The sequence below is a fragment of the Streptomyces sp. WAC06614 genome (genome assembly GCF_003949795.1).
GTDB lineage: Bacteria > Actinomycetota > Actinomycetes > Streptomycetales > Streptomycetaceae > Streptomyces.
In genome coordinates, this window is sequence record NZ_RPRY01000026.1 from 1 (window position 1) to 20,426 (window position 20,426).

Annotated in this window: 21 protein-coding genes; 15 read left to right on the forward strand and 6 right to left on the reverse strand. The window is 72.3% G+C overall.

What is annotated here, in order from left to right:
* Nucleotides 1–76 precede the first annotated feature (76 nt).
* Genes argC through EF918_RS05785 form a run of 5 tightly spaced genes read left to right on the forward strand, consistent with a single transcriptional unit; the run spans nucleotide 77 to nucleotide 4,967 of the window.
* Nucleotides 77–1,105 carry an N-acetyl-gamma-glutamyl-phosphate reductase gene (gene argC, locus EF918_RS05765; RefSeq protein WP_125641802.1) on the forward strand — a complete coding sequence of 343 codons (1,029 nt, stop codon included), beginning with the start codon at nucleotides 77–79 and terminating at the stop codon, nucleotides 1,103–1,105.
* Nucleotides 1,102–2,259 carry a bifunctional glutamate N-acetyltransferase/amino-acid acetyltransferase ArgJ gene (gene argJ, locus EF918_RS05770; RefSeq protein ID WP_125641805.1) on the forward strand — a complete coding sequence of 386 codons (1,158 nt, stop codon included), beginning with the start codon at nucleotides 1,102–1,104 and terminating at the stop codon, nucleotides 2,257–2,259. Before argC ends, argJ begins: the two co-directional genes overlap by 4 nt.
* Nucleotides 2,256–3,182, forward strand: coding sequence for an acetylglutamate kinase (argB, locus tag EF918_RS05775; protein WP_125641808.1), 927 nt, complete (start codon nucleotides 2,256–2,258; stop codon nucleotides 3,180–3,182). The genes argJ and argB overlap by 4 nt, the downstream gene beginning before the upstream one ends.
* The gene (locus EF918_RS05780; RefSeq protein ID WP_125641811.1) at nucleotides 3,179–4,384 is read left to right on the forward strand and encodes an acetylornithine transaminase; all 1,206 of its coding nucleotides are present in this window, start codon (nucleotides 3,179–3,181) and stop codon (nucleotides 4,382–4,384) included. The genes argB and EF918_RS05780 overlap by 4 nt, the downstream gene beginning before the upstream one ends.
* A gap of 7 nt (nucleotides 4,385–4,391) precedes the next feature.
* On the forward strand, nucleotides 4,392–4,967 hold the full coding sequence (locus tag EF918_RS05785) for an arginine repressor (RefSeq protein WP_125641814.1): 576 nt from the start codon (nucleotides 4,392–4,394) through the stop codon (nucleotides 4,965–4,967).
* 7 nt (nucleotides 4,968–4,974) lie between these two features.
* Here the strand turns inward: EF918_RS05785 and EF918_RS05790 are convergent, their stop codons facing one another.
* Both EF918_RS05790 and EF918_RS05795 read right to left on the reverse strand, forming a co-directional pair.
* Entirely contained in the window at nucleotides 4,975–5,649 is a 675-nt protein-coding gene (locus tag EF918_RS05790) for a L,D-transpeptidase (protein ID WP_260609852.1), read from the reverse strand.
* 18 nt (nucleotides 5,650–5,667) lie between these two features.
* The gene (locus EF918_RS05795; RefSeq protein ID WP_125641817.1) at nucleotides 5,668–6,249 is read right to left on the reverse strand and encodes a pyridoxamine 5'-phosphate oxidase family protein; all 582 of its coding nucleotides are present in this window, start codon (nucleotides 6,247–6,249) and stop codon (nucleotides 5,668–5,670) included.
* Between the two features lie 515 nt (nucleotides 6,250–6,764).
* On the opposite strand from EF918_RS05795, the gene EF918_RS05805 reads away from it, so the two are divergent.
* Together EF918_RS05805 and argH are read left to right on the forward strand one after the other, a co-directional pair.
* Nucleotides 6,765–7,958 carry an argininosuccinate synthase gene (locus tag EF918_RS05805; RefSeq protein ID WP_125641823.1) on the forward strand — a complete coding sequence of 398 codons (1,194 nt, stop codon included), beginning with the start codon at nucleotides 6,765–6,767 and terminating at the stop codon, nucleotides 7,956–7,958.
* 119 nt (nucleotides 7,959–8,077) lie between these two features.
* Nucleotides 8,078–9,505, forward strand: a complete 1,428-nt coding sequence (gene argH, locus EF918_RS05810) for an argininosuccinate lyase (protein WP_125641826.1) — start codon at nucleotides 8,078–8,080, stop codon at nucleotides 9,503–9,505.
* A gap of 160 nt (nucleotides 9,506–9,665) precedes the next feature.
* Here argH and EF918_RS05815 read toward each other — a convergent pair whose 3' ends face one another.
* On the reverse strand, nucleotides 9,666–10,166 hold the full coding sequence (locus EF918_RS05815; protein ID WP_125641829.1) for an HAD domain-containing protein: 501 nt from the start codon (nucleotides 10,164–10,166) through the stop codon (nucleotides 9,666–9,668).
* 84 nt (nucleotides 10,167–10,250) lie between these two features.
* On the opposite strand from EF918_RS05815, the gene EF918_RS05820 reads away from it, so the two are divergent.
* From EF918_RS05820 to EF918_RS05830, 3 genes are all read left to right on the forward strand, one after another.
* Entirely contained in the window at nucleotides 10,251–10,802 is a 552-nt protein-coding gene (locus EF918_RS05820) for a TetR/AcrR family transcriptional regulator (RefSeq protein ID WP_125641832.1), read from the forward strand.
* Nucleotides 10,799–12,343: an MFS transporter gene (locus EF918_RS05825; RefSeq protein ID WP_125641835.1), complete on the forward strand. Its 1,545-nt coding sequence runs from the start codon at nucleotides 10,799–10,801 to the stop codon at nucleotides 12,341–12,343. Before EF918_RS05820 ends, EF918_RS05825 begins: the two co-directional genes overlap by 4 nt.
* A gap of 114 nt (nucleotides 12,344–12,457) precedes the next feature.
* Nucleotides 12,458–13,933 (forward strand): membrane-associated oxidoreductase, encoded by a 1,476-nt coding sequence (locus EF918_RS05830; protein WP_125641838.1) that lies wholly within the window; start codon nucleotides 12,458–12,460, stop codon nucleotides 13,931–13,933.
* A 69-nt stretch (nucleotides 13,934–14,002) separates the two neighbouring features.
* On the opposite strand, the gene EF918_RS05835 is transcribed toward EF918_RS05830, so the two are convergent.
* On the reverse strand, nucleotides 14,003–14,692 hold the full coding sequence (locus EF918_RS05835; protein ID WP_125641841.1) for a 1-acyl-sn-glycerol-3-phosphate acyltransferase: 690 nt from the start codon (nucleotides 14,690–14,692) through the stop codon (nucleotides 14,003–14,005).
* A gap of 242 nt (nucleotides 14,693–14,934) precedes the next feature.
* Between EF918_RS05835 and EF918_RS05840 the strand changes: the two genes are divergently transcribed.
* The 3 genes from EF918_RS05840 (at nucleotide 14,935) to EF918_RS05850 (ending at nucleotide 17,274) form a co-directional block, all read left to right on the forward strand.
* Nucleotides 14,935–16,149 (forward strand): glycerophosphodiester phosphodiesterase, encoded by a 1,215-nt coding sequence (locus tag EF918_RS05840; RefSeq protein WP_125641844.1) that lies wholly within the window; start codon nucleotides 14,935–14,937, stop codon nucleotides 16,147–16,149.
* Nucleotides 16,150–16,235: 86 nt separating this feature from the next.
* The gene (locus tag EF918_RS05845; RefSeq protein ID WP_125641847.1) at nucleotides 16,236–16,736 is read left to right on the forward strand and encodes an RNA polymerase sigma factor; all 501 of its coding nucleotides are present in this window, start codon (nucleotides 16,236–16,238) and stop codon (nucleotides 16,734–16,736) included.
* Between the two features lie 37 nt (nucleotides 16,737–16,773).
* Nucleotides 16,774–17,274, forward strand: coding sequence for a GNAT family N-acetyltransferase (locus EF918_RS05850; protein ID WP_125641914.1), 501 nt, complete (start codon nucleotides 16,774–16,776; stop codon nucleotides 17,272–17,274).
* Nucleotides 17,275–17,326: 52 nt separating this feature from the next.
* Here the strand turns inward: EF918_RS05850 and EF918_RS05855 are convergent, their stop codons facing one another.
* Nucleotides 17,327–17,701, reverse strand: coding sequence for a hypothetical protein (locus tag EF918_RS05855; protein WP_260609853.1), 375 nt, complete (start codon nucleotides 17,699–17,701; stop codon nucleotides 17,327–17,329).
* 58 nt (nucleotides 17,702–17,759) lie between these two features.
* Nucleotides 17,760–18,128: a hypothetical protein gene (locus EF918_RS05860; RefSeq protein WP_125641853.1), complete on the reverse strand. Its 369-nt coding sequence runs from the start codon at nucleotides 18,126–18,128 to the stop codon at nucleotides 17,760–17,762.
* A 576-nt stretch (nucleotides 18,129–18,704) separates the two neighbouring features.
* Here EF918_RS05860 and EF918_RS05865 point away from each other — a divergent pair.
* Both EF918_RS05865 and EF918_RS05870 read left to right on the forward strand, forming a co-directional pair.
* Nucleotides 18,705–19,757, forward strand: coding sequence for a methionine ABC transporter ATP-binding protein (locus tag EF918_RS05865; protein ID WP_125641856.1), 1,053 nt, complete (start codon nucleotides 18,705–18,707; stop codon nucleotides 19,755–19,757).
* Nucleotides 19,754–20,422 carry a methionine ABC transporter permease gene (locus EF918_RS05870; protein ID WP_125641859.1) on the forward strand — a complete coding sequence of 223 codons (669 nt, stop codon included), beginning with the start codon at nucleotides 19,754–19,756 and terminating at the stop codon, nucleotides 20,420–20,422. Before EF918_RS05865 ends, EF918_RS05870 begins: the two co-directional genes overlap by 4 nt.
* Nucleotides 20,423–20,426 lie beyond the last annotated feature (4 nt).

Consider the following 20,426-nt stretch of genomic DNA (forward strand, 5'->3'; position numbering starts at 1 on the left):
AGGGTCGGGGCGGCAGGACAAGGGCTTTGCATAAACGTGCATCGATACGTATAGTCATGCCATCGAAGGAGGTCCGATGGTGGTACGAGTTGCGGTGGCCGGAGCCAGTGGGTACGCGGGCGGCGAAGTCCTGCGTCTGCTGCTCTCCCACCCCGAGGTCGAGATCGGTGCGCTCACCGGGGGATCCAACGCCGGGCAGCTCCTCGGCTCGCTCCAGCCGCACCTGCTCCCGCTGGCCGGGCGCACGCTGGAGCCCACCACGCCCGAGGTCCTCGCCGGCCACGACGTCGTCTTCCTCGCGCTGCCGCACGGCCGGTCCGCCGCCGTGGCCGCCCAGCTCGGCGACGACGTGCTCGTCGTCGACATGGGCGCCGACCACCGGCTGAAGGACGCCGCCGACTGGGAGACGTTCTACGGTTCCCCGCACGCCGGGACCTGGCCCTACGGGCTCCCCGAACTGCCGGGCGGCCGCACCGCGCTGGAGGGGTCCAAGCGCATCGCGGTTCCCGGCTGCTACCCCACCGCCGTCTCGCTGGCCCTCGTCCCCGCCTACACGGCCGGGCTCGCCGAGCCCGAGGCCGTGGTCGTCGCGGCCAGCGGCACCTCCGGCGCCGGCAAGGCCCTCAAGCCGCACCTGCTCGGCTCCGAGGTCATGGGCTCCATGAGCCCCTACGGCGTCGGCGGCGGCCACCGGCACATCCCCGAGATGATCCAGAACCTCAGCCCCGCCGCCGGCACCCGGGTCTCGGTCTCCTTCACCCCGACCCTGGCCCCCATGTCCCGCGGCATCCTCGCCACCTGCACCGCCAAGGCCGTCCCCGGCACCACCGCCGAGGCGGTGCGCGCGGCCTACGAGAAGGCGTACGCGGACGAGCCCTTCGTCCACCTGCTCCCCGAGGGCCGGTGGCCCGCCACGGCGTCCGTCCACGGTTCCAACGCCGTTCAGGTGCAGGTCGCGTACGACGGGGCGGCGCAGCGCATCATCGCCATCAGCGCCATCGACAACCTGACCAAGGGCACCGCCGGTGGCGCGGTGCAGAGCATGAACATCGCCCTCGGGCTCCACGAGAGCCTCGGGCTTTCCACGATGGGAGTCGCGCCGTGAGTGTGACGGCTGCACAAGGATTCTCCGCCGCGGGCATCGCGGCCGGGATCAAGGAGAACGGCAACCCGGACCTGGCCCTCGTGGTCAACCACGGTCCCCGCCTGGCTGCCGCCGGCGTCTTCACCTCCAACCGCGTCAAGGCCGCGCCCGTCCTGTGGTCGGAGCAGGTGCTGCGCGGCGGCGCCGTCAGCGCCGTCGTCCTCAACTCCGGCGGCGCCAACGCGTGCACCGGTCCCCGGGGCTTCCAGGACACCCACGCCACCGCCGAGAAGGCGGCCGAGGTGCTGGGCGGCGAGCACAACGCCGGCGAGATCGCGGTCGCCTCGACCGGCCTGATCGGCGTCCTGCTGCCCATGGACAAGCTGCTGCCCGGTGTCGAGACCGCCGCCGCGGCCCTGTCCGAGGACGGCGGCGAGGCCGCCGCCGTCGCCATCAAGACCACCGACACCGTGCACAAGACCGCCACCGTCTCCCAGGACGGCTGGACGGTCGGCGGCATGGCCAAGGGCGCCGGCATGCTCGCCCCGGGCCTGGCCACCATGCTCGTGGTCCTCACCACCGACGCCGACCTGGACTCCGCCACCCTGGACAAGGCGCTGCGCGCCGCGACCCGGACCACCTTCGACCGGGTCGACTCCGACGGCTGCATGTCCACCAACGACACCGTGCTGCTGCTGGCCTCCGGCGCCTCCGGCCAGGTCCCCGAGTACGAGGCCTTCGCCGAGGCCGTCCGGACCGTCTGCGAGGACCTGGCCCGCCAGCTCATCGGCGACGCCGAGGGCGCCAGCAAGGACATCCGGATCGAGGTGATCAACGCGGCCGACGAGGACGACGCCGTCGAGGTCGGCCGGTCCATCGCCCGCAACAACCTCCTCAAGTGCGCCATCCACGGCGAGGACCCCAACTGGGGCCGGGTGCTCTCCGCCATCGGCACCACCAAGGCCTCGTTCGACCCCGACCGCCTCAACGTCGCCATCAACGGCGTCTGGGTGTGCCGCAACGGCTCCGTCGGCGAGGACCGCGACCTGGTCAGCATGAAGGAGCGCGAGGTGCGGATCACCGCCGACCTGGCCGCCGGCTCCGCGTCCGCGGTCATCTGGGCCAACGACCTGACCGCCGAGTACGTCCACGAGAACAGCGCGTACTCGTCGTGACCGGCACCACGCGGAAGCACACCGCGCTCCCCAAGGCCGAGATCCTCATCGAGGCCCTGCCCTGGCTGACCCGCCACCACGGCAAGACCGTCGTGATCAAGTTCGGCGGCAACGCCATGGTGAACGAGGAGCTCAAGGCCGCGTTCGCCCAGGACGTCGTCTTCCTGCGGCACGCCGGGCTCAAGCCCGTCGTGGTGCACGGCGGCGGCCCGCAGATCAGCGCCCAGCTCGACCGGCACGGCCTGGTCAGCGAGTTCAAGGCCGGCCTGCGGGTCACCACGCCCGAGGCCATGGACGTGGTCCGGATGGTGCTCGCCGGCCAGGTCCAGCGGGAACTGGTCGGACTGCTCAACCAGCACGGCCCGTTCGCCATCGGCATGACCGGCGAGGACGCCCACACCATCTCCGCCGTCCAGCACAAGCCGGAGATCGAGGGCGAACAGGTCGACATCGGCCGGGTCGGCGAGATCACGGCCATCGACACCGGCGCCATCGAGGCCCTGCTGGAGGACGGCCGGATCCCGGTCGTCTCCTCCATCGCCCGCAGCGCCGACGACGGCCACGTCTACAACGTCAACGCGGACACGGCCGCAGCGGCGCTCGCCGCCGCCCTGAAGGCCGAGACCCTGATGGTCCTCACCGACGTCGAGGGCCTCTACGCCGACTGGCCGCACAGCGACGAGGTCATCAGCCGGCTCACCGTCAGCGAACTGGAGAAGCTGCTGCCCGAGCTGTCCAGCGGCATGGTGCCCAAGATGGAGGGCTGCCTGCACGCCGTCCGCAACGGGGTGCGCACCGCGCGGGTGATCGACGGCCGGGTGCAGCACTCGATCCTGCTGGAGATCTTCACCGACTCCGGCATCGGCACCATGGTCCTGCCCGACCCGCAGGACCCCGCAGCACCGGGAGGGGCACAGACATGAGCACCGGCGGCAACCAGCAGTACGGCGCGCGCTGGAAGGGCACGCTGACCGACAACTACGGCACCCCGGCCGTGGCCCTCGTCCGCGGCCAGGGGGCCCAGGTCTGGGACGCGGACGGCAAGCAGTACACCGACCTCGTCGGCGGCATCGCGGTCAATGCGCTCGGCCACGCCCACCCGGCGGTCGTCGAGGCGGTCTCCACCCAGATCGCCACCCTCGCCCACGTCTCCAACCTCTACGCCTCCGAGCCGGTCCTCGCCCTCGGCGAGCGGCTGCTCCAGCTCTTCGGCCGCGAGGGCAAGGTCTTCTTCTGCAACTCCGGCGCCGAGGCCGTCGAAGCCGTGTTCAAGATCGGCCGGCTCACCGGACGGACCCACATGGTCGCCACCACCGGCGGCTTCCACGGCCGGACCATGGGCGCCCTCGCCCTGACCGGCCAGCCCGCCAAGCAGGTGCCGTTCCTGCCGCTGCCCGGTGAGGTCACGCACGTGCCGTACGGCGACGTGGAGGCGCTGCTCGCCGCCGTCACCGAGGACACCGCGCTGGTGCTGATCGAGCCCGTCCAGGGCGAGAACGGCGTGGTGGTCCCGCCCGCCGGCTATCTGACGGCCGCCCGCGAGATCACCCGGGCCACCGGCACCCTCCTCGCCCTCGACGAGGTGCAGACCGGCATCGGCCGCTGCGGACAGTGGTTCGAGCACCAGGCCCACGAGGGCGTCGAGCCCGACCTCGTCACCCTCGCCAAGGGCCTGGGCGGCGGACTCCCGCTCGGCGCCGTGGCCGCCTTCGGCGCGGCGGCCGACCTGCTGCGCCCCGGCCAGCACGGCACCACCTTCGGCGGGAACCCGGTGTCCTGCGCCGCCGGACTCGCGGTGATCGACACCATCGCCGCCGAGGGGCTGCTCGACCAGGTCAAGGAGCGCGGCGAGCGGCTGCGCTCCGGAATCGAAGCCTCCGGGCACCCGCTGGTCAGCCATGTCCGTGGTGCGGGTCTTCTGCTGGGTATCGTGCTGACAGAGCCGCTCGCGCCGAAGGTGCAGCAGGCGGCTCAGGAAGCCGGCTTCCTGGTCAACGCGCCCGCCCCCGACGTCGTACGGCTCATGCCCCCGTACATCGTGACGGAGGCCGAGGTGGACGCCTTCGTCCAGGCCCTGCCCGGCATCCTCGACGCAAGCCACGAGGCGGGACGACCCGGAGAATGAGACGACGATGAGCCAGGCGCAGGACCACGAGGACTGGGGGTCCCCCCGCGCGGAGTCCCCGCACCAGCCCCAGGGAGGGCCCTCCGTACCGCAGACCCGTACGGCCCGCCACCGCCGGATCGTGGACATCCTCAACCGGCAGCCGGTCCGCTCCCAGAGCCAGCTCGCGAAGCTGCTCGCCGACGACGGGCTGAGCGTCACCCAGGCGACGCTCAGCCGGGACCTCGACGAACTGGGCGCGGTGAAGATCCGCAACACCGGCGGCGAGCTGATCTACGCGGTCCCCAGCGAGGGCGGGTTCCGCACGCCGCAGGCGCCGCTGGGGGAGTCGGCGAAGGAGGAGCGCATGCGCCGCCTCTCCGGCGAACTGCTGATCTCCGCGGAGGCCTCGGCGAACCTCGTGGTCCTGCGCACCCCGCCGGGTGCGGCCCAGTTCCTGGCCTCGGCCATCGACCAGGCCGAACTGCACGCCGTCCTCGGCACCATCGCCGGCGACGACACCCTGATGCTCATCAGCCGTGACCCGGCCGGCGGCCAGGCCCTCGCCGACCACCTGCTGAAGCTGGCCCAGAAGGAAGGCTGAGCGGGGGTCAGTAACGGTCGACGGAGAGGGCCCCGCCATCGGTTCCGATGACGATGTGCGGCCGGCGGCGCGGATCGGCCCAGCGCAGGATCGCCCGCATCGCCCGCTCCGGCACCGACACACAACCGGCCGTCGCGCCCTTGCCGTTGACGTGCAAGAAGATCCCCGCGCCCCGGCCGCGCACCGGCCGGTCGTAGTTGAAGCCGATGACCAGCGCGTGCGCGTACTGGCTCGCGTACGTCACCAGGTGCTCGGCCTCGCCCGGCGCGCAGTCGGCGGGCAGCGGTTCGGACCAGCGGTTGTAGGCGGCCGAGGCGTTGTCCTGGCACCACCAGGAGTCCGGGGTCACGGGCCGGTAGGCGTACTCCGTCCCGGCGGGCGCCGGCCGGATCCCGAAGGCGTACGGCAGGGCGAACAGCCCGGTCGGCGTGGTGCTGGTGCCCTGGCGCCGGGTCGCACCGTCGGTGAGCCCGTTCGCCCCGAACCGCGCCTCGGTGCGCCCCTCCTCGTACCACCGCCCCGCCCGCCGGTCCCACCAGACGAGCGTCCCGGTGGTGGACCCGGCGGCGGGCGCGACCGCCGTGATCAGCTGGCTCCCCCCGCCGGTGTCGGCGAGCCGGTCGGGCAGCGCGGGGCCGGGGCCCGGGAGGAGCGCGGTGGCGAGGACGGCAGCGGTCAGCAGGGCGGTTCGCAGCACATGTCAGACGGTACGGGGCGGAAGGGGCAGCGGCAGCGCAGGCAGGCCGTCGAGACTCGAACCGATGTGGTCCTTCTTCTCGCAGTACGCGGCGAACTCCTCGTCGGTCTTGCGGCCGAAGTACTCCGCGTGGAGGGTGCGCTCGCCCTGGTACTCCATGAGCGGGACGGCGTACCCGCACACGTCGGCGATCCGGGTGGCGTGCACGACGATCACCGCCCGCGCCGCCGGCCCGTCCGCGTCCCCGAACCGCGCGACCAGCTCGGGCCAGCGCGGATCGTCCCGGAACACGGCCTCGCCCCGCCCGTGGATCCGCACGATGTTCGGCGGTCCCGAGAAGGCGCACCACATCAGCGTGATCCGCCCGTTCTCCCGCACGTGCGCGATGGTCTCGGCGCCGCTGCCGCCGAAGTCGAGGTAGGCCAGGGTCTTCTCGTCGAGCACGACGAGGGTCCCGGCCCGCCCCTTGGGCGAGAGGTTGACATGACCGCCCCCGTCGAGCGGCGCGGTCGCGGTGAAGAACACGGGCTGCGCCTCGATGAACTCCCGCAGCCGCCCGTCTATCCGTTCATGCAGTTTTCCCATGTCCGGCAACCTAACGTGTCCGCGGGACGCCGGAAGCGCCGATCCCCAGGCTGCCGCCGCAGCGCCAGTTCACCCTCGCCGAAGGCGCCGGCCGCGCGGTCCAGCAGTCCCGCCGTGTCGGCCCGGTCGGCACCGAGCACCACGCTCAGGCCCCCGTCCCACCCCCGGACGTCGGCCCGCGCCGTCGTCCGCAGGGCGGGCTCGGGGGCGTCGAGCCGCGGCAGCAGCGGGTCCGGGCCGGACGGGCGGAGCAGGCACAGGCCCAGGTGGTGGGCGTACGGGTCGGCGCCGCTGCCGGCGCCCAGCCGCGGGCGCAGGCCCGCACGATCGCCGCGCGGTCGGTGAGGTGCGCGGTGGCCTCGGCGGACCGGCCGGCGCGGCGCAGCACGGTCACGCCCGCCGCTCGTACTGCGATATCGGCGCAGGTCAGAGCCCCGGAGGGCGGCGCAATTGACGAAACATACGGAGTCATGCATAGTTATGCCTGACAGTGAATGCACCGTAAGGAGAATCCCGTGACCGAGCGCGTCGTACTCGCCTACTCGGGCGGCCTGGACACCTCCGTCGCCATCGGCTGGATCGCCGAGGAGACGGGCGCCGAGGTCATCGCCGTTGCCGTGGACGTCGGCCAGGGCGGCGAGGACCTGGACGTCATCCGCAAGCGCGCGCTCGCCTGCGGTGCCGTCGAGGCGGAGGTCGCGGACGCCAGGGACGAGTTCGCCGAGGAGTACTGCCTCCCGGCGATCAAGGCCAACGCCCTCTACATGGACCGCTACCCGCTGGTCTCGGCGCTCTCCCGGCCGACCATCGTCAAGCACCTCGTCACCGCCGCCCAGAAGCACAACGCCGGCATCGTCGCCCACGGCTGCACCGGCAAGGGCAACGACCAGGTCCGCTTCGAGGCCGGCATCGCCGCCCTCGGCCCCGACCTGAAGTGCATCGCCCCGGTCCGGGACTACGCGATGACCCGGGACAAGGCGATCGCCTTCGCCGAGAAGGCCAACCTCCCGATCGCCACCACCAAGAAGTCCCCGTACTCCATCGACCAGAACGTCTTCGGGCGGGCCGTCGAGACGGGCTTCCTGGAGGACATCTGGAACGCCCCGATCGAGGACATCTACGAGTACACCTCCAACCCGGCCACCCCGCGTGAGCCCGACGAGGTCGTCATCTCCTTCAAGGAGGGCGTGCCCGTCGCGATCGACGGCAAGCCCGTCACCGTCCTGCAGGCCATCCAGCAGCTCAACGAGCGGGCCGGCGCCCAGGGCATCGGCCGGATCGACATGGTCGAGGACCGCCTCGTGGGCATCAAGTCCCGCGAGGTCTACGAGGCCCCGGGCGCGATCGCGCTGATCACCGCCCACCAGGAGCTGGAGAACGTCACCGTCGAGCGCGAGCTCGCCCGCTACAAGCGGCAGGTCGAGCAGCGCTGGGGCGAGCTGGTCTACGACGGCCTGTGGTTCTCCCCGCTCAAGCGGGCCCTGGACGGCTTCATCGACGAGGCCAACCAGCACGTCACCGGCGACATCCGGATGACCCTGCACGGCGGCCGCGCCGTCGTCACCGGTCGGAAGTCCGACGTGTCGCTGTACGACTTCAACCTCGCCACCTATGACACGGGCGACACCTTCGACCAGTCCAAGGCGCAGGGCTTCATCGAGATCTTCGGCCTCTCGTCGAAGATCGCGGCCAAGCGCGACCTCGCCTGACGACTCGCCCGACCCGACCCGACCCGACTCGTCGAAGTCGCACGTCGTAGGGGCCGCCTCCCCGGATCCTCCCCGCCGGGGAGGCCGCCCTCCTTCCACCCTCCTGAGGAGCAGCAGCAGTGAGCAGCAACAACGGTGACGTCCGGCTCTGGGGCGGCCGGTTCGCCGACGGGCCCGCCGAGGCCCTGGCGAAGCTGTCCGCGTCGGTCCACTTCGACTGGCGGCTCGCGCCGTACGACATCGCCGGTTCCCGTGCCCACGCCCGGGTGCTCCACAAGGCCGGGCTGCTCACCGCCGACGAGCTCGACCGCATGATCGCCGGGCTCGACCTGCTGGAGGCGGACGTCGCCGCCGGCACCTTCGTGGGCACCGTCGCCGACGAGGACGTGCACACCGCCCTGGAACGGGGCCTGCTGGAGCGCCTCGGCCCGGACCTCGGCGGCAAGCTGCGGGCCGGCCGGTCCCGCAACGACCAGGTTGCCACCCTCTTCCGGATGTACCTGCGCGACCACGCCCGGATCATCGGCGGGCTGATCGCCGACCTCCAGGACGCCCTGGTCGGTCTCGCCGAGGCCCACCCGGACGTGGCCATGCCCGGCCGGACCCACCTCCAGCACGCCCAGCCGGTGCTCTTCGCGCACCACGTGCTGGCGCACGTACAGGCCCTGTCGCGGGACGCGGAGCGGCTGCGGCAGTGGGACACCCGCACGGCGGTGTCCCCGTACGGCTCCGGCGCCCTGGCCGGCTCCTCGCTGGGGCTCGACCCGGAGGCGGTCGCCGCCGACCTCGGCTTCGAGCGGGGCTCGGCCGGGAACTCCATCGACGGCACGGCCTCGCGCGACTTCGTCGCCGAGTTCGCGTTCGTCACCGCGATGATCGGGATCAACCTGTCCCGGATCGCCGAGGAGATCATCATCTGGAACACGAAGGAGTTCTCCTTCGTGACCCTGCACGACGCCTTCTCCACCGGCTCGTCGATCATGCCGCAGAAGAAGAACCCCGACATCGCGGAGCTGGCGCGCGGCAAGTCGGGCCGGCTGATCGGCAACCTGACCGGCCTGCTCGCGACGCTGAAGGCCCTGCCGCTCGCCTACAACCGGGACCTCCAGGAGGACAAGGAGCCGGTCTTCGACTCCTGCGACACCCTGGAGGTGCTGCTGCCGGCCTTCACGGGCATGATGGCCACCCTCACCGTCAACCGGGAGCGGATGGAGGAGCTGGCCCCGGCCGGCTTCTCGCTGGCCACCGACATCGCCGAGTGGCTGGTCAAGCAGGGCGTGCCGTTCCGGGTCGCGCACGAGGTCGCGGGCGAGTGCGTCAAGGAGTGCGAGGCGCACGGGATCGAGCTGGACGAGCTGACCGACGAGCAGTTCGCCAAGATCTCGGAGCACCTGACCCCGGAGGTGCGGACCGTCCTGAACGTGCCGGGCGCCCTGGCCTCCCGCAACGGCCGGGGCGGCACCGCCCCGAGCGCGGTCGCGGTCCAGCTGACCGAGCTCAAGGCGGACCTGGTGATCCAGCACGCCTGGGCGACCCACAAGCAGTAGCCCTCCGGGCCGGGCCCTCCCGTCCGAGTCCGAGTCCGAGTCACGCCTGAGCCTGCGTCTCCCCGTCGCGGCCTCCCCGTTCACGTTCCACCGCCGAGGGGCGGTCCGGCACCCCGCCGGGCCGCCCCTCGACGCGTCCGCCGCCCGTCCTCCGCCCTCCCTACGCCGCCCACCGCGCCAGCGCCTCGAAGTCGTCCCCGACCAGCCCGATCCGCTCGTCGATGCGCATCAGCAGCGCCGGGGCCGGGTGGCGCTGGTCGACGTACTCGCGGTCCGGGTCCGCGATGTCGTCGTCGATCCAGGCGAACGCGCGGCCCGCCGCGTACTCCAGGACGTACTGCGTCTTCCAGAACGTGCCGCGCGGTGCCCGGCCGTGCATCTCCGGCCAGTCGATGTACGGCAGCCGCGGCAGGCCCAGGTGGGGCCCGATCCAGTCGTTCGCCTCGTCCTTCCAGGTGGTCGCCCAGACCAGCTCGTACCGCCGGGCCAGGGCCAGCAGCTGCGCGCCGTGGCCGGGGTTCAGCCAGACCCGCAGGGGGCGGCCCGCCGTGAAGCCGGTCGGGCGCATCCGGTGGGTGGTGTAGCCGGGAGGGCGGCGCTCGGGCCGGGCGCCGTACGGGTTGAGGGGGCCGTCCACGTCGATCAGCAGCAGGGGCTTCATACGTCAAGGGTTCCTTCCGGCCTCGCGTGAGGCACGCGAATATTGAATGAGACATTGATGTCTCATTTGAGGTACGCTGGTCTCATGGCAATGGATCGTGACCAGGTGCTCCGCGCAGCCGCCGCTCTGCTCTCCCGCAAGTCGACCGCCACCATGGACGAGGTCGCCAAGGCCGCCGGGATCGGCCGGGCCACCCTGCACCGGCACTTCGCCGGGCGGGACGCCCTGGTCAAGGCCCTGGAGGAGCTCGGCATCCGCGAGTTCGAAGGGGCCTTCGACCGGGCCCGGCTCGCCGAGGGCACCGCCGAGCAGGCCCTGCGCCGGCTCGTGGCCGAGACCGAGCCCAACGCCCAGCTCCTGGCCTTCCTCGTCACCGAGAACCAGCTCTTCGAGGGCGACCAGGTCGACGAGGGCTGGGCCCGGCTCGACGCCCGCGTCTCCGCCCTGTTCAAACGGGGCCAGGAGGAGGGCGACTTCCGCATCGACCTGAGCCTCGCCTGGCTCACCGAGGCCCTCTACGGCCTCATCGGCACTTGCGCCTGGGCCGTCATGGACGGCCGGGTCGCCGCCAAGGACTTCCAGTACATGGTCATCGAGCTGCTGCTCGGTGGCGCCCGACGGAGTGTGGAGAAATGACCGGGACCAAGCAGTTCACACAGGAGAGCGGGACGGGAGCGACGCACTCCGGCCGCTGGCTCGCGCTGTCCGTGCTGGTGTTCGGCATCCTGCTGGTCGCCATCGACGCCACCGTACTCGGCCTCGCCACCCCCGCCCTGAGCGAGGACCTCAAGCCCTCCGGCAACCAGCTGCTGTGGATCGGCGACATCTATTCGTTCGTCATCGCGGGTCTGCTGGTCTCCATGGGCTCGCTCGGCGACCGAATAGGCCGCAAGAAGCTCCTGCTGACGGGTGCCACCGCGTTCGGCGCCTTCTCCGTGCTCTGCGCCTACGCCACCAGCCCCGAGATGATGATCGCCGCCCGGGCGCTGCTCGGTGTCGCCGGTGCCACCCTGATGCCGTCCACGCTGGCGCTGATCCGCAACATCTTCCACGACCCCAAGGAGCGCAGCCTCGCCATCGGCGTCTGGGGCGCCGCCGCCTCCGGTGGTGCGGCCGTGGGCCCGGTCGTCGGCGGGTTCCTGCTGGAGCACTTCTACTGGGGTTCGGTCTTCCTGATCAACCTGCCCGTGATGGCCGTCATGGTCGTCGTCGGCAGCAAGCTGCTGCCCGAGTCCAAGAGCCGGATCAGCGGCCCCTGGGACCTGCTCAGCGTCGGGCTGTCCCTCGTCGGCGTCATCGCCGTCGTCTACGCGATCAAGGAGGTCGCCGCCCACGGTTTCACCTGGACCGTCGCGGCGACGGCCGCGCTCGGCTCGGCCTGTCTGTACGCGTTCGTCCGCCGCCAGCTCCGCCTCACCGCGCCCCTTCTCGACATGCGCCTGTTCCGGCACCGCGGCTTCTCCGGAGCCGTACTGGCGGACCTGCTGACCGTCCTGGGCCTGTCCGGGCTGGTCTTCTTCCTCTCCCAGTTCCTCCAGCTCGTCCAGAGCCGCTCGCCGCTGGAGGCGGGCCTGGCCGAGCTGCCCGCAGCCCTCGGCGCCGTGGTCACCGGCCTGATCGCCGGCCACTGGGCCCGCCGCTTCTCGGTCCGCTCGGTGGTGACGGGTGGCCTGGCGGCCATCGGCCTCGCCCTCGGCATGGTCACCCTCGTCCACCGGGAGACCGGCTACCCGCTGCTCGGCGTGGCCCTGCTGATCGTCGGCCTCGGTGCGGGCTTCTCCTTCACCGTCACCGCCGACGTGATCCTCTCCAGCGTGCCCAAGGAGCAGGCCGGCTCCGCCTCCGCCGTCTCCGAGACCGCCTACGAGCTCGGCGCCGCGCTCGGCATCGCCCTGCTCGGCTCGATCGTCACCGGGGCCTACCAGGCGTTCACCGCTCCGGCCGGGGTGCCGGCCGCCGTCGCCGACGCCGCCCACGAGTCGCTGGGCGGGGCCGTGGAGGCGGCCAAGGGCCTGGACCCCGCCACGGCGCAGTCCATGGTCACCGCGGCCCAGGACGCCTTCGTGGACGGGCTGCGGCTCGCCTCCGGGGTCGGTGCGGTCGTGCTGCTGGCCACTGCCGCGGCGGCCTGGTTCCTGCTGCGCGGGCAGCGGCTCCAGGGCGGGATCGAGCACTGACGGTCCGGCGCCGGCGCCCCGTCGCCGGCGCCCCGCCGCCGGTGCCGCCCGGCGGCAAGTGACCGGAATCGACCGGAGTTGACAGGCCGTCACGGTCACGACACCATCCCGCCGATGGAGATCACCGACCTGACCCCCGCCGAACGCCGCGTCTGGGACGCCTTCCCGCGCGGCGAGGGCGTCGACTTCCGTGCGCGGCCCGACGAACCCTCCGGCGACGGGGCCGCCTGGGGCCCGGAGCGCACCGTGCGCGCGGACGTCCTGCGGACCCTGCTGCTCAGCGTCCCGCCCCAGGCGGACCGGGTCGCCGGGCTCAAGCTCTACGGGGCCAGGATCGTCGGCAAGCTCGACCTCAAGTACGCGATCGTGGACCATCCGATCCGGCTGCGCGCGTGCTGGTTCGAGCGCAAGCCCATGATGTACGGCGCCCAGCTGCGCGCCGTCGTCCTGAGCGACTCCACCCTGCCGGGCCTGACCGCCGCCACCGTACGGGTGGACGTCGTGCTGCGGCTGTCCTGCTGCACCGTCAACGGCCCGATCCGGCTCGCGGGCGCGCGGATCACCGGCGGTCTGTTCCTCCAGAGCGCGGTGGTCCGGCCCAGCAGCCTCCCCGACGAGGTCGACGAGCCGCCGGTCCAGCTCAACCACGCCGAGATAGGCACGGACGTCATCGCGGGCGGCCTCACCGTCCACGGCCAGCTCCGCATCAACGGGGCCACCGTCGCCGGCCAGATCAACCTCGACCGGGCCCGGCTGATCAACCCCGGGGGAATCGCCCTGCACGCCGAGACCCTGTCCGTCGGCACCGACCTGCGCGGCAACCGGCTCGACGCCGAGGGCATGGTCAACCTCACCGGCGCACGCATCCCCGGGCAGCTGTTCCTGGGACGGGCGCGGCTGTCGAACCCCGGCGGGGTGGCGCTGCGGGCGAGCAGCTGTGTGATCGGGGAGTTCTGGCTGCGCAAGTGCCCGCCCGTCGACGGCGTCGTCAACCTGCGCCGCAGCCAGCTCGACCTGCTGTGGGCCGAGCCGTCCGTCTGGCCGCCCGTGGTCCGCACGGACGGGCTCACCTACCGAGTGCTGCACCCGCACCTGCCCGCCGAGGAGCGGCTGCCGCTGCTGGAGCGGGAGGAGGACGGGTACCTGCCGTACGCGTACGAGCAGTTGGCGGCCTCGTACCGGACGGTCGGGGACGAGACCTCCGCGCGCACCGTCCAACTGGCCAAGCTGCGCCGCCACCGGCACACCCGGCCCCGGCCCAGCCGCGTGTGGGGCGCGCTCCAGGACGTCACCGTCGGCTACGGCTTCCGCCCGCTGCGCGCCGCGGCCTGGCTGCTGGCCCTGCTCGTGACGGGCACCCTCGCCTACGGCCTGGAACCGCCCCGCCCCCTCAAGCCAGGCGAGGCCCCGGACTTCAACCCGCTCTTCTACACCATCGACCTGCTCCTGCCGATCATCGGCTTCGGCCAGGAGGGGGCCTTCGCCCCGTCAGGCTGGTACCAGTGGCTCTCGTACCTCCTGACCATCACCGGCTGGCTCCTGGCCACCACCACCGCAGCCGGCGTCACCCGCTCGCTGCAACGGCAGTAGGCCCGGCCCGGAGCCGCGCTCCTGCGGGGCGCGCCGCGCCCGGGCGGCGGGGAGCAGGCGCCCGGGGGGTCAGGCGGCCTTGGCCTTGGTGGCGTACATGTCGACGTATTCCTGGCCCGACAGGCGCATGACCTCGGCCATCACCGAGTCCGTCACCGCGCGCAGGACGTAGCGGTCGCGGTCCATGCCCTCGTAGCGGGAGAACTCCATCGGCTCGCCGAAGCGGACCGTGACGCGGCCCGGGCGGGGCATGCCCTTGCCGCCCGGCTGGAGCTTGTCCGTGCCGATGACGGCGAACGGGACGACCGGGGCGCCCGTCATCAGGGTGAGCCGGGCGATGCCGGTGCGCCCGCGGTAGAGGCGGCCGTCGGGGGAGCGGGTGCCCTCCGGGTAGATCCCGAAGATCTTGCCCTCCTCCAGGATCCGCCGCCCGGTCATCAGCGCGGCCACGCCACCGTTGGCACCGTCCCGGTCCACCGGGATCATGCCGGTGCCCGTGAAGAACCAGGCCATGGCCCGGCCCTTGATCCCCTTGCCGGTGACGTACTCGTCCTTGCCGATGAAGTGCACCGTCCGGTCCACCGCCAGCGGCATGATCATCGAGTCGATGAAGGTGAGGTGGTTGCCCGCGAGGATCACCGGACCCGTGCCGGGAATGTTCTCCACGCCTTCCACCCGGGTGCGGAAGAACGCACGGAGAACCGGTCCGACAGTGGCTTTGATGAGACGGGTACGGAACAACGGGGGCCCCTCCGGCATCGACAAGCGGTGGCGCACCGCCCACGGGCAGTGCAGGTGAGGACGATACTCGCGGGTCACGCGTGATCGCACATCGGGTTCACGCGATGGATACGTCGTGTTGACACACGTTTCCGCCATGTTCCGGCGCCGCTGGCCCGGCCGACACCGGCCGCCGCCTACCATCACTGCGCCGATCGGCGCCGATCACCCCGGCCGGATCCCGGGCCCCGGCGCCTCACGACGACTGGGGAGAGACGACCATGACACAGGGCGGGGCGGCACGACGCGCAGTACTGGGGGCGGCGGTGCTCGCCGCGAGCGGCGGCGCCCTCGGCCTGGGGGCGGGGCCGGCAGCGGCCGCGGCGGCGACGGAGGGTCAGGGCGGCGGCCAGGACCGCCAGGAGGGCCAGTACGGCAGCGGCAGCGGCCGCGGCGGCTACCGCGACCTGCCCTGCCCCACGGTCATCGGCCACCGCGGCGCGAGCGGCTACCGCCCCGAGCACACCCTCGGCTCCTACCAGCTCGCCCTCGACCTCGGCGCCGACGTCGTCGAACAGGACCTCGTCCCCACCCGCGACGGTCACCTGGTCTGCCGCCACGAGAACGAGATCGGCGGTACCACCGACGTCGCCGACCACCCCGAGTTCGCCTCCCGGCGCACCACCAGGACCGTCGACGGCGTCGCCCTGACCGGCTGGTTCACCGAGGACTTCACCCTCGCCGAGCTCAAGACGCTACGGGCGAAGGAACGGATCCCCGCCGTCCGCCAGCGCAACACCCTCTACGACGGCCGTTGGGACGTGCCCACCTTCGAGGAGGTGCTGCGCTGGGCCGACCGCGAGGGCCACCGCCGCGGCAAGCGGGTCTGGCTGCACGTCGAGACCAAGCACCCCAGCTACTTCCGCGGCCTGGGCCTGGGCCTGGAGGAGCCGCTCGCCAGGCTCCTGCGCCGCTACGGCCGGGACCGCCACGACTCCGCCGCGTTCCTGCAGTCGTTCGAGCCCTCCAGCATCCAGCGCCTGTCCCGCCTGGTCGCCACCCCGCGCGTGGTCCTGCTCTCCGACGCCGGCACCCGCCCCTGGGACTTCGAGCTGGCCAAGGACCCGCGCACGGTCGCCGACCTGGTCGAGCCCGAGGGGCTGAGGTGGCTGGCCGGATTCGCCCAGGGCATCGGCCCCACCCTCAACCTGGTGATCCCGCGCACCGCGGACGGCAAGCTCGGCACCCCGACCACCCTGGTGCGCGACGCCCACGCCCAGGGCCTGGTCCTGCACCCCTACACGGCGCGCAACGAGAACAGCTTCCTGCCCGCCGAGTACCGCAAGGGCACCGACCCGACCGCCTACGGCGACGTCTTCGGCGCGTACCGGAAGTACTTCGAGCAGGGCATCGACGGCATCTTCAGCGACCAGGCCGACACCGCCCTGCTGGCCGCCGAGGACTTCCGCCCCGGCCGGCGCCCCGTCAACCGTTAGACACCGTCCCGCGGGGCAGCCCCCCGTACGAGTGGGCCGCGGCCGGGAGGGCAACCACCCGCCGCGGCCCGCTCGTCCCGCCCGGCATGGACCTGCTGAAGGAACTCGGGCCGCTGCTCGCGGCGGAGGCCGCCGCCGAGGCGCCGGGCGCCGGCGTGGACCCGGCCGACCTCGAACAAGCCGTATGGGTCAGGCTGCTGGAGCGCGGCCCCGCGCCCCCGCCCCGCGAACGGGCCCGTTGGCTGCGCCGGGCCGTGCGCGCCGAGGCCCGCCCCGCCCGCCGCCGCGCCCGCCGTGAGGTCCCCTACGGCGGCCAGGCACCGGTGGCGGCGGCGCCCGACGAGGAACTGATGGGGCGTGAACAACGGCGCACGCTCCGATCGGCGGTCGCCCGATTGCCGGGACGCTGCCCGGAGCTGATGAGCGCACTTCTTTCGCCACAGGACCTGACTTACCGTGAAATCGCAGGAGAGTTGGGTATCTCACAAGGAAGTTTGGGGCCCATACGTTCCCGTTGCCTGGGATGTCTGCGCAGAATGCTCGCTGTAGAGGTTGCAGCTCCTGGCCTGTGGGGAAAGGAGCCGTAGAACAACGGGCTACCAGATGAGCGGGAGGCATGCGCACATGGGCATGAGCGTGACCATTTCGTCGGCGGTCGCCGAGGACGCGGAGCAGATCTTCAAGCTGCAGTACCTCGCCTTCCAGAGCGAGGCCGCCCTCTACGGCAACTACCGCATCCAGCCCCTCACGCAGTCCCTGGACTCCCTGAGGGAGGAGCTGGCGCAGCACATCGTGCTGGTGGCCCGGCTCGGCGACGAGGTGGTCGGAGCGGTCCGCGGCAGCGTCGACGAGGACGGCGCCGGTGCCATCGCCAAGCTGTGCGTCCACCCCCGCCTCCAGGGCCACGGCCTGGGCGCCCGGCTGCTGCGCGCTGTCGAGGAGGCCCTCGCCGAGCGCGCCCGGGCCGCCCGGTTCCGGCTGCACACCGGCCGCAAGAGCGAGTCGAACCTGCGCATGTACCGCAAGGCGGGCTACGTCGCCGTCGGCGGGCGCACCGCGTCCGACGGGGTGGAGCTGGTGATCCTGGAGAAGGACGCCCCCACCGACTACGCGGTCAGCGCGTAACCGCCGCCGCCTCACGCAGCGTCCGGCCGCCGACGGGAACGCCCGTCGGCGGTCAGTGCTTGCGGCGCAGCCAGAGCATCCCGGTGACCGGCAGGACGACCGGGATGAACAGGTAGTCCATGCCGAAGTCCGACCACACCGTGGCGTCGGGGAAGGCCTCGGGCCGCACCAGCGTCCAGGTGCCCACGGCCAGCACACCGGCCAGCTCCAGGGCGCAGCACACCAGCGCCGCACGCCGGGCCGTGTCCCCGCCGCGCACCAGCGAGTAGGTGATGAAGGCGTAGACGACGCCCGCCACCGCGGACAGCGTGTACGCCAGCGGGGCCCGGTCGAACGCGGTGGAGATCTGGTAGGCGGACCGGGAGAGCGCGCCGACGACCATCACGCCGTAGAGCCAGACCAGCAGCAGCCCCGGGCCGGAGACCAGCCGGGCGCGGGGCGGCGCGGCGGCCGGGGGAGTGGCCGGGGGAGTGGGAGAGGTCGTCTCAGGCACCGGTGCCGCCCCAGATGTCGAAGAGTCGTACTTCCAGCACGGCGAGGACCACGGCGCCGGCGGACACCGTCACCGACCCCCACTTGGTGCGTTCGGTCAGCGAGAGCAGACCCGCCGCCGGGATCGCCGCGAAGGCGCCGATCAGATAGGCCACGAAGATCACCGAGCCCTCGTCGGGCCGGTTGCCCCGGGCGAGCGCGACCACCCCGATCACGAGCTGCGCCAGCACCAGCACGGTCACCACGGCCATGCCGAGGAAGTGCCAGTCCTTGGTCGGCTGGTCGCGGTACGCGGCGAAGCCGCACCAGGCGGCGAGCGCGAGCGCGGCCACGCCGATGGCGGTCGTCAGGGCATCGAGCATGCAGCGAGGGTAGTACGGGCCCGGGACCCGGCTGCGCGCGCCCCGGGCGGCGGGACCGGCGGGGCCCCCGGCCCGGCAGTGGTCTTGACCACAGGCCCGGCCCCCGGTCGACGGAGGAGTGCGGGCGCCACGCGCCCCGCCGGGCCCCGTCCCCGCGGCGTAGGCGCAGGTGGGGGCCGTGGTCCAGGGGGCGGGACCGGCCCCTCCGGATATCCGCAGCTGTCCGCTATGTGAAGGGATTTCGTCCGCTATTCGGACAGCCTGGACCGCTGGACCGGTCTGTCTGCTTTACTGAGGCCCATGACCACGACGAGCAGCCGCACCCTTGCGACCGAGGCGATGATGACGCCCGGTGCTCGTTGTATGTGTCGAATGTGCGCCTTCTGAGGGCCCCTTCCGCAACGCCTCGCGCCCCGAAGCGAGGCCGGCCGAGCCCCGTGTCCCCCACGGAACGCTCCATGCCCCCCGCACGCGCTGCCGCCCGGTTCGTCCCGGAATCAGCCCGTTGCCGCATCCCCAGACGATTGCCCCGTGCCCGGCACGTAGCGCCGCGCACTCGACAGCGACGGAAATCCTGTGATCACCACATCGGGCCTCACGAAGGTCTACCAGTCCCGTGGCCGCGAGGTCACCGCCCTGGACGGCGTCGATCTGCACGTCCGTGAGGGCGAGGTCTTCGGCGTCATCGGCCAGAGCGGCGCCGGCAAGTCCTCCCTCATCCGCTGCGTCAACCTGCTGGAGCGCCCCACCTCCGGCACCGTGACCGTCGACGGCGTCGACCTCACCGCGCTCGCCGGCCGCGGCCGCCGCGCCGGCAAGGAACTGCGCGAGGCGCGCAGCCGCATCGGCATGGTGTTCCAGCACTTCAACCTGCTGTCCTCGCGCACCGTCCAGGCCAACGTCGAGCTGCCCCTGGAGATCCTCGGCCTCTCCGGCGGCGAACGGCGCGCCCGCGCCCTGGCCCTGCTCGACCTGGTCGGCCTCGCCGACAAGGCCAAGGCCTACCCCGGTCAGCTCTCCGGCGGCCAGAAGCAGCGCGTCGGCATCGCCCGCGCCCTGGCCGGCAACCCCAAGGTGCTGCTGTCCGACGAGGCCACCAGCGCCCTGGACCCCGAGACCACCCGCTCGATCCTCCAGCTCCTGCGCGACCTCAACCAGGAGCTCGGCCTGACCGTCCTGCTCATCACGCACGAGATGGACGTCGTCAAGAGCGTCTGCGACTCCGCCGCCCTCATGAAGAAGGGCCGGGTCGTGGAGTCCGGGACCGTCTCCGAACTGCTGGCGACGCCGGGTTCGGAGCTGGCGGCCGAGCTCTTCCCGGTCAGCGGCCTGGCCACCGGCCCGGACCGCACCGTGCTCGACGTGACCTTCCGCGGCGAGGCGGCCACCCAGCCGGTGATCTCCCAGCTCGCCCGCACGTACAACATCGACATCTCGATCCTCGGCGCCGCGATGGACACCGTCGCGGGCCGGCAGATCGGCCGGATGCGCATCGAGCTGCCCGGCCGTTACGAGGAGAACGTCGTCCCCGTCGGCTTCCTGCGCGAGCAGGGCCTCCAGGTGGACGTGGTGGACGACGCGGCCGAGGTCGTCGCCGCGGCCGAACTGATCAAGGACGGTGCCCAGTGACCTGGTCCGACATGCAGCCCCTGCTGACCCAGGGCACCTACGACACCCTCTACATGGTGCTGTGGTCCACCCTGGTCACGGTCCTCGGCGGGCTCCCGATCGGCATCCTGCTGGTGCTGACGGACCAGGGCGGACTGCTGCAGAATCGTCCCTTCAACAAGATCCTCGGCGTGATCGTGAACATGGGCCGGTCGCTGCCGTTCATCATCCTGCTGATCTTCCTGATCCCGCTCACCACGGCGATCGTCGGCACGTTCATCGGCCCCACCGCCATGATCGTCCCGCTGGCCATCGGCGCCGTCCCCTTCTTCGCCCGCCTCGTCGAGACGGCCGTCCGCGAGGTGGACCACGGGCTGGTCGAGGCCGTCGAGTCCATGGGCGGCGGCGTCCCGACCCTGGTGGGGAAGGTGCTGCTGCCGCAGGCCCTGCCCTCCCTCGTCGCCGGCGTCACCACCACCGTGATCACCCTGGTCGGCTACTCCGCCATGGCCGGCGCGGTCGGCGGCGAAGGCCTCGGCTCCAAGGCGATCACCTACGGCTTCCAGCGCTTCGAGACCGGGTTCATGATCGCCACCGTCGTGGTCCTCATCGCCATCGTCACGGTGATCCAGCTCATCGGCGACGGCGTCGTACGGCTCCTGGCCCGCCGAGGCCGCACGGCCTGACCGG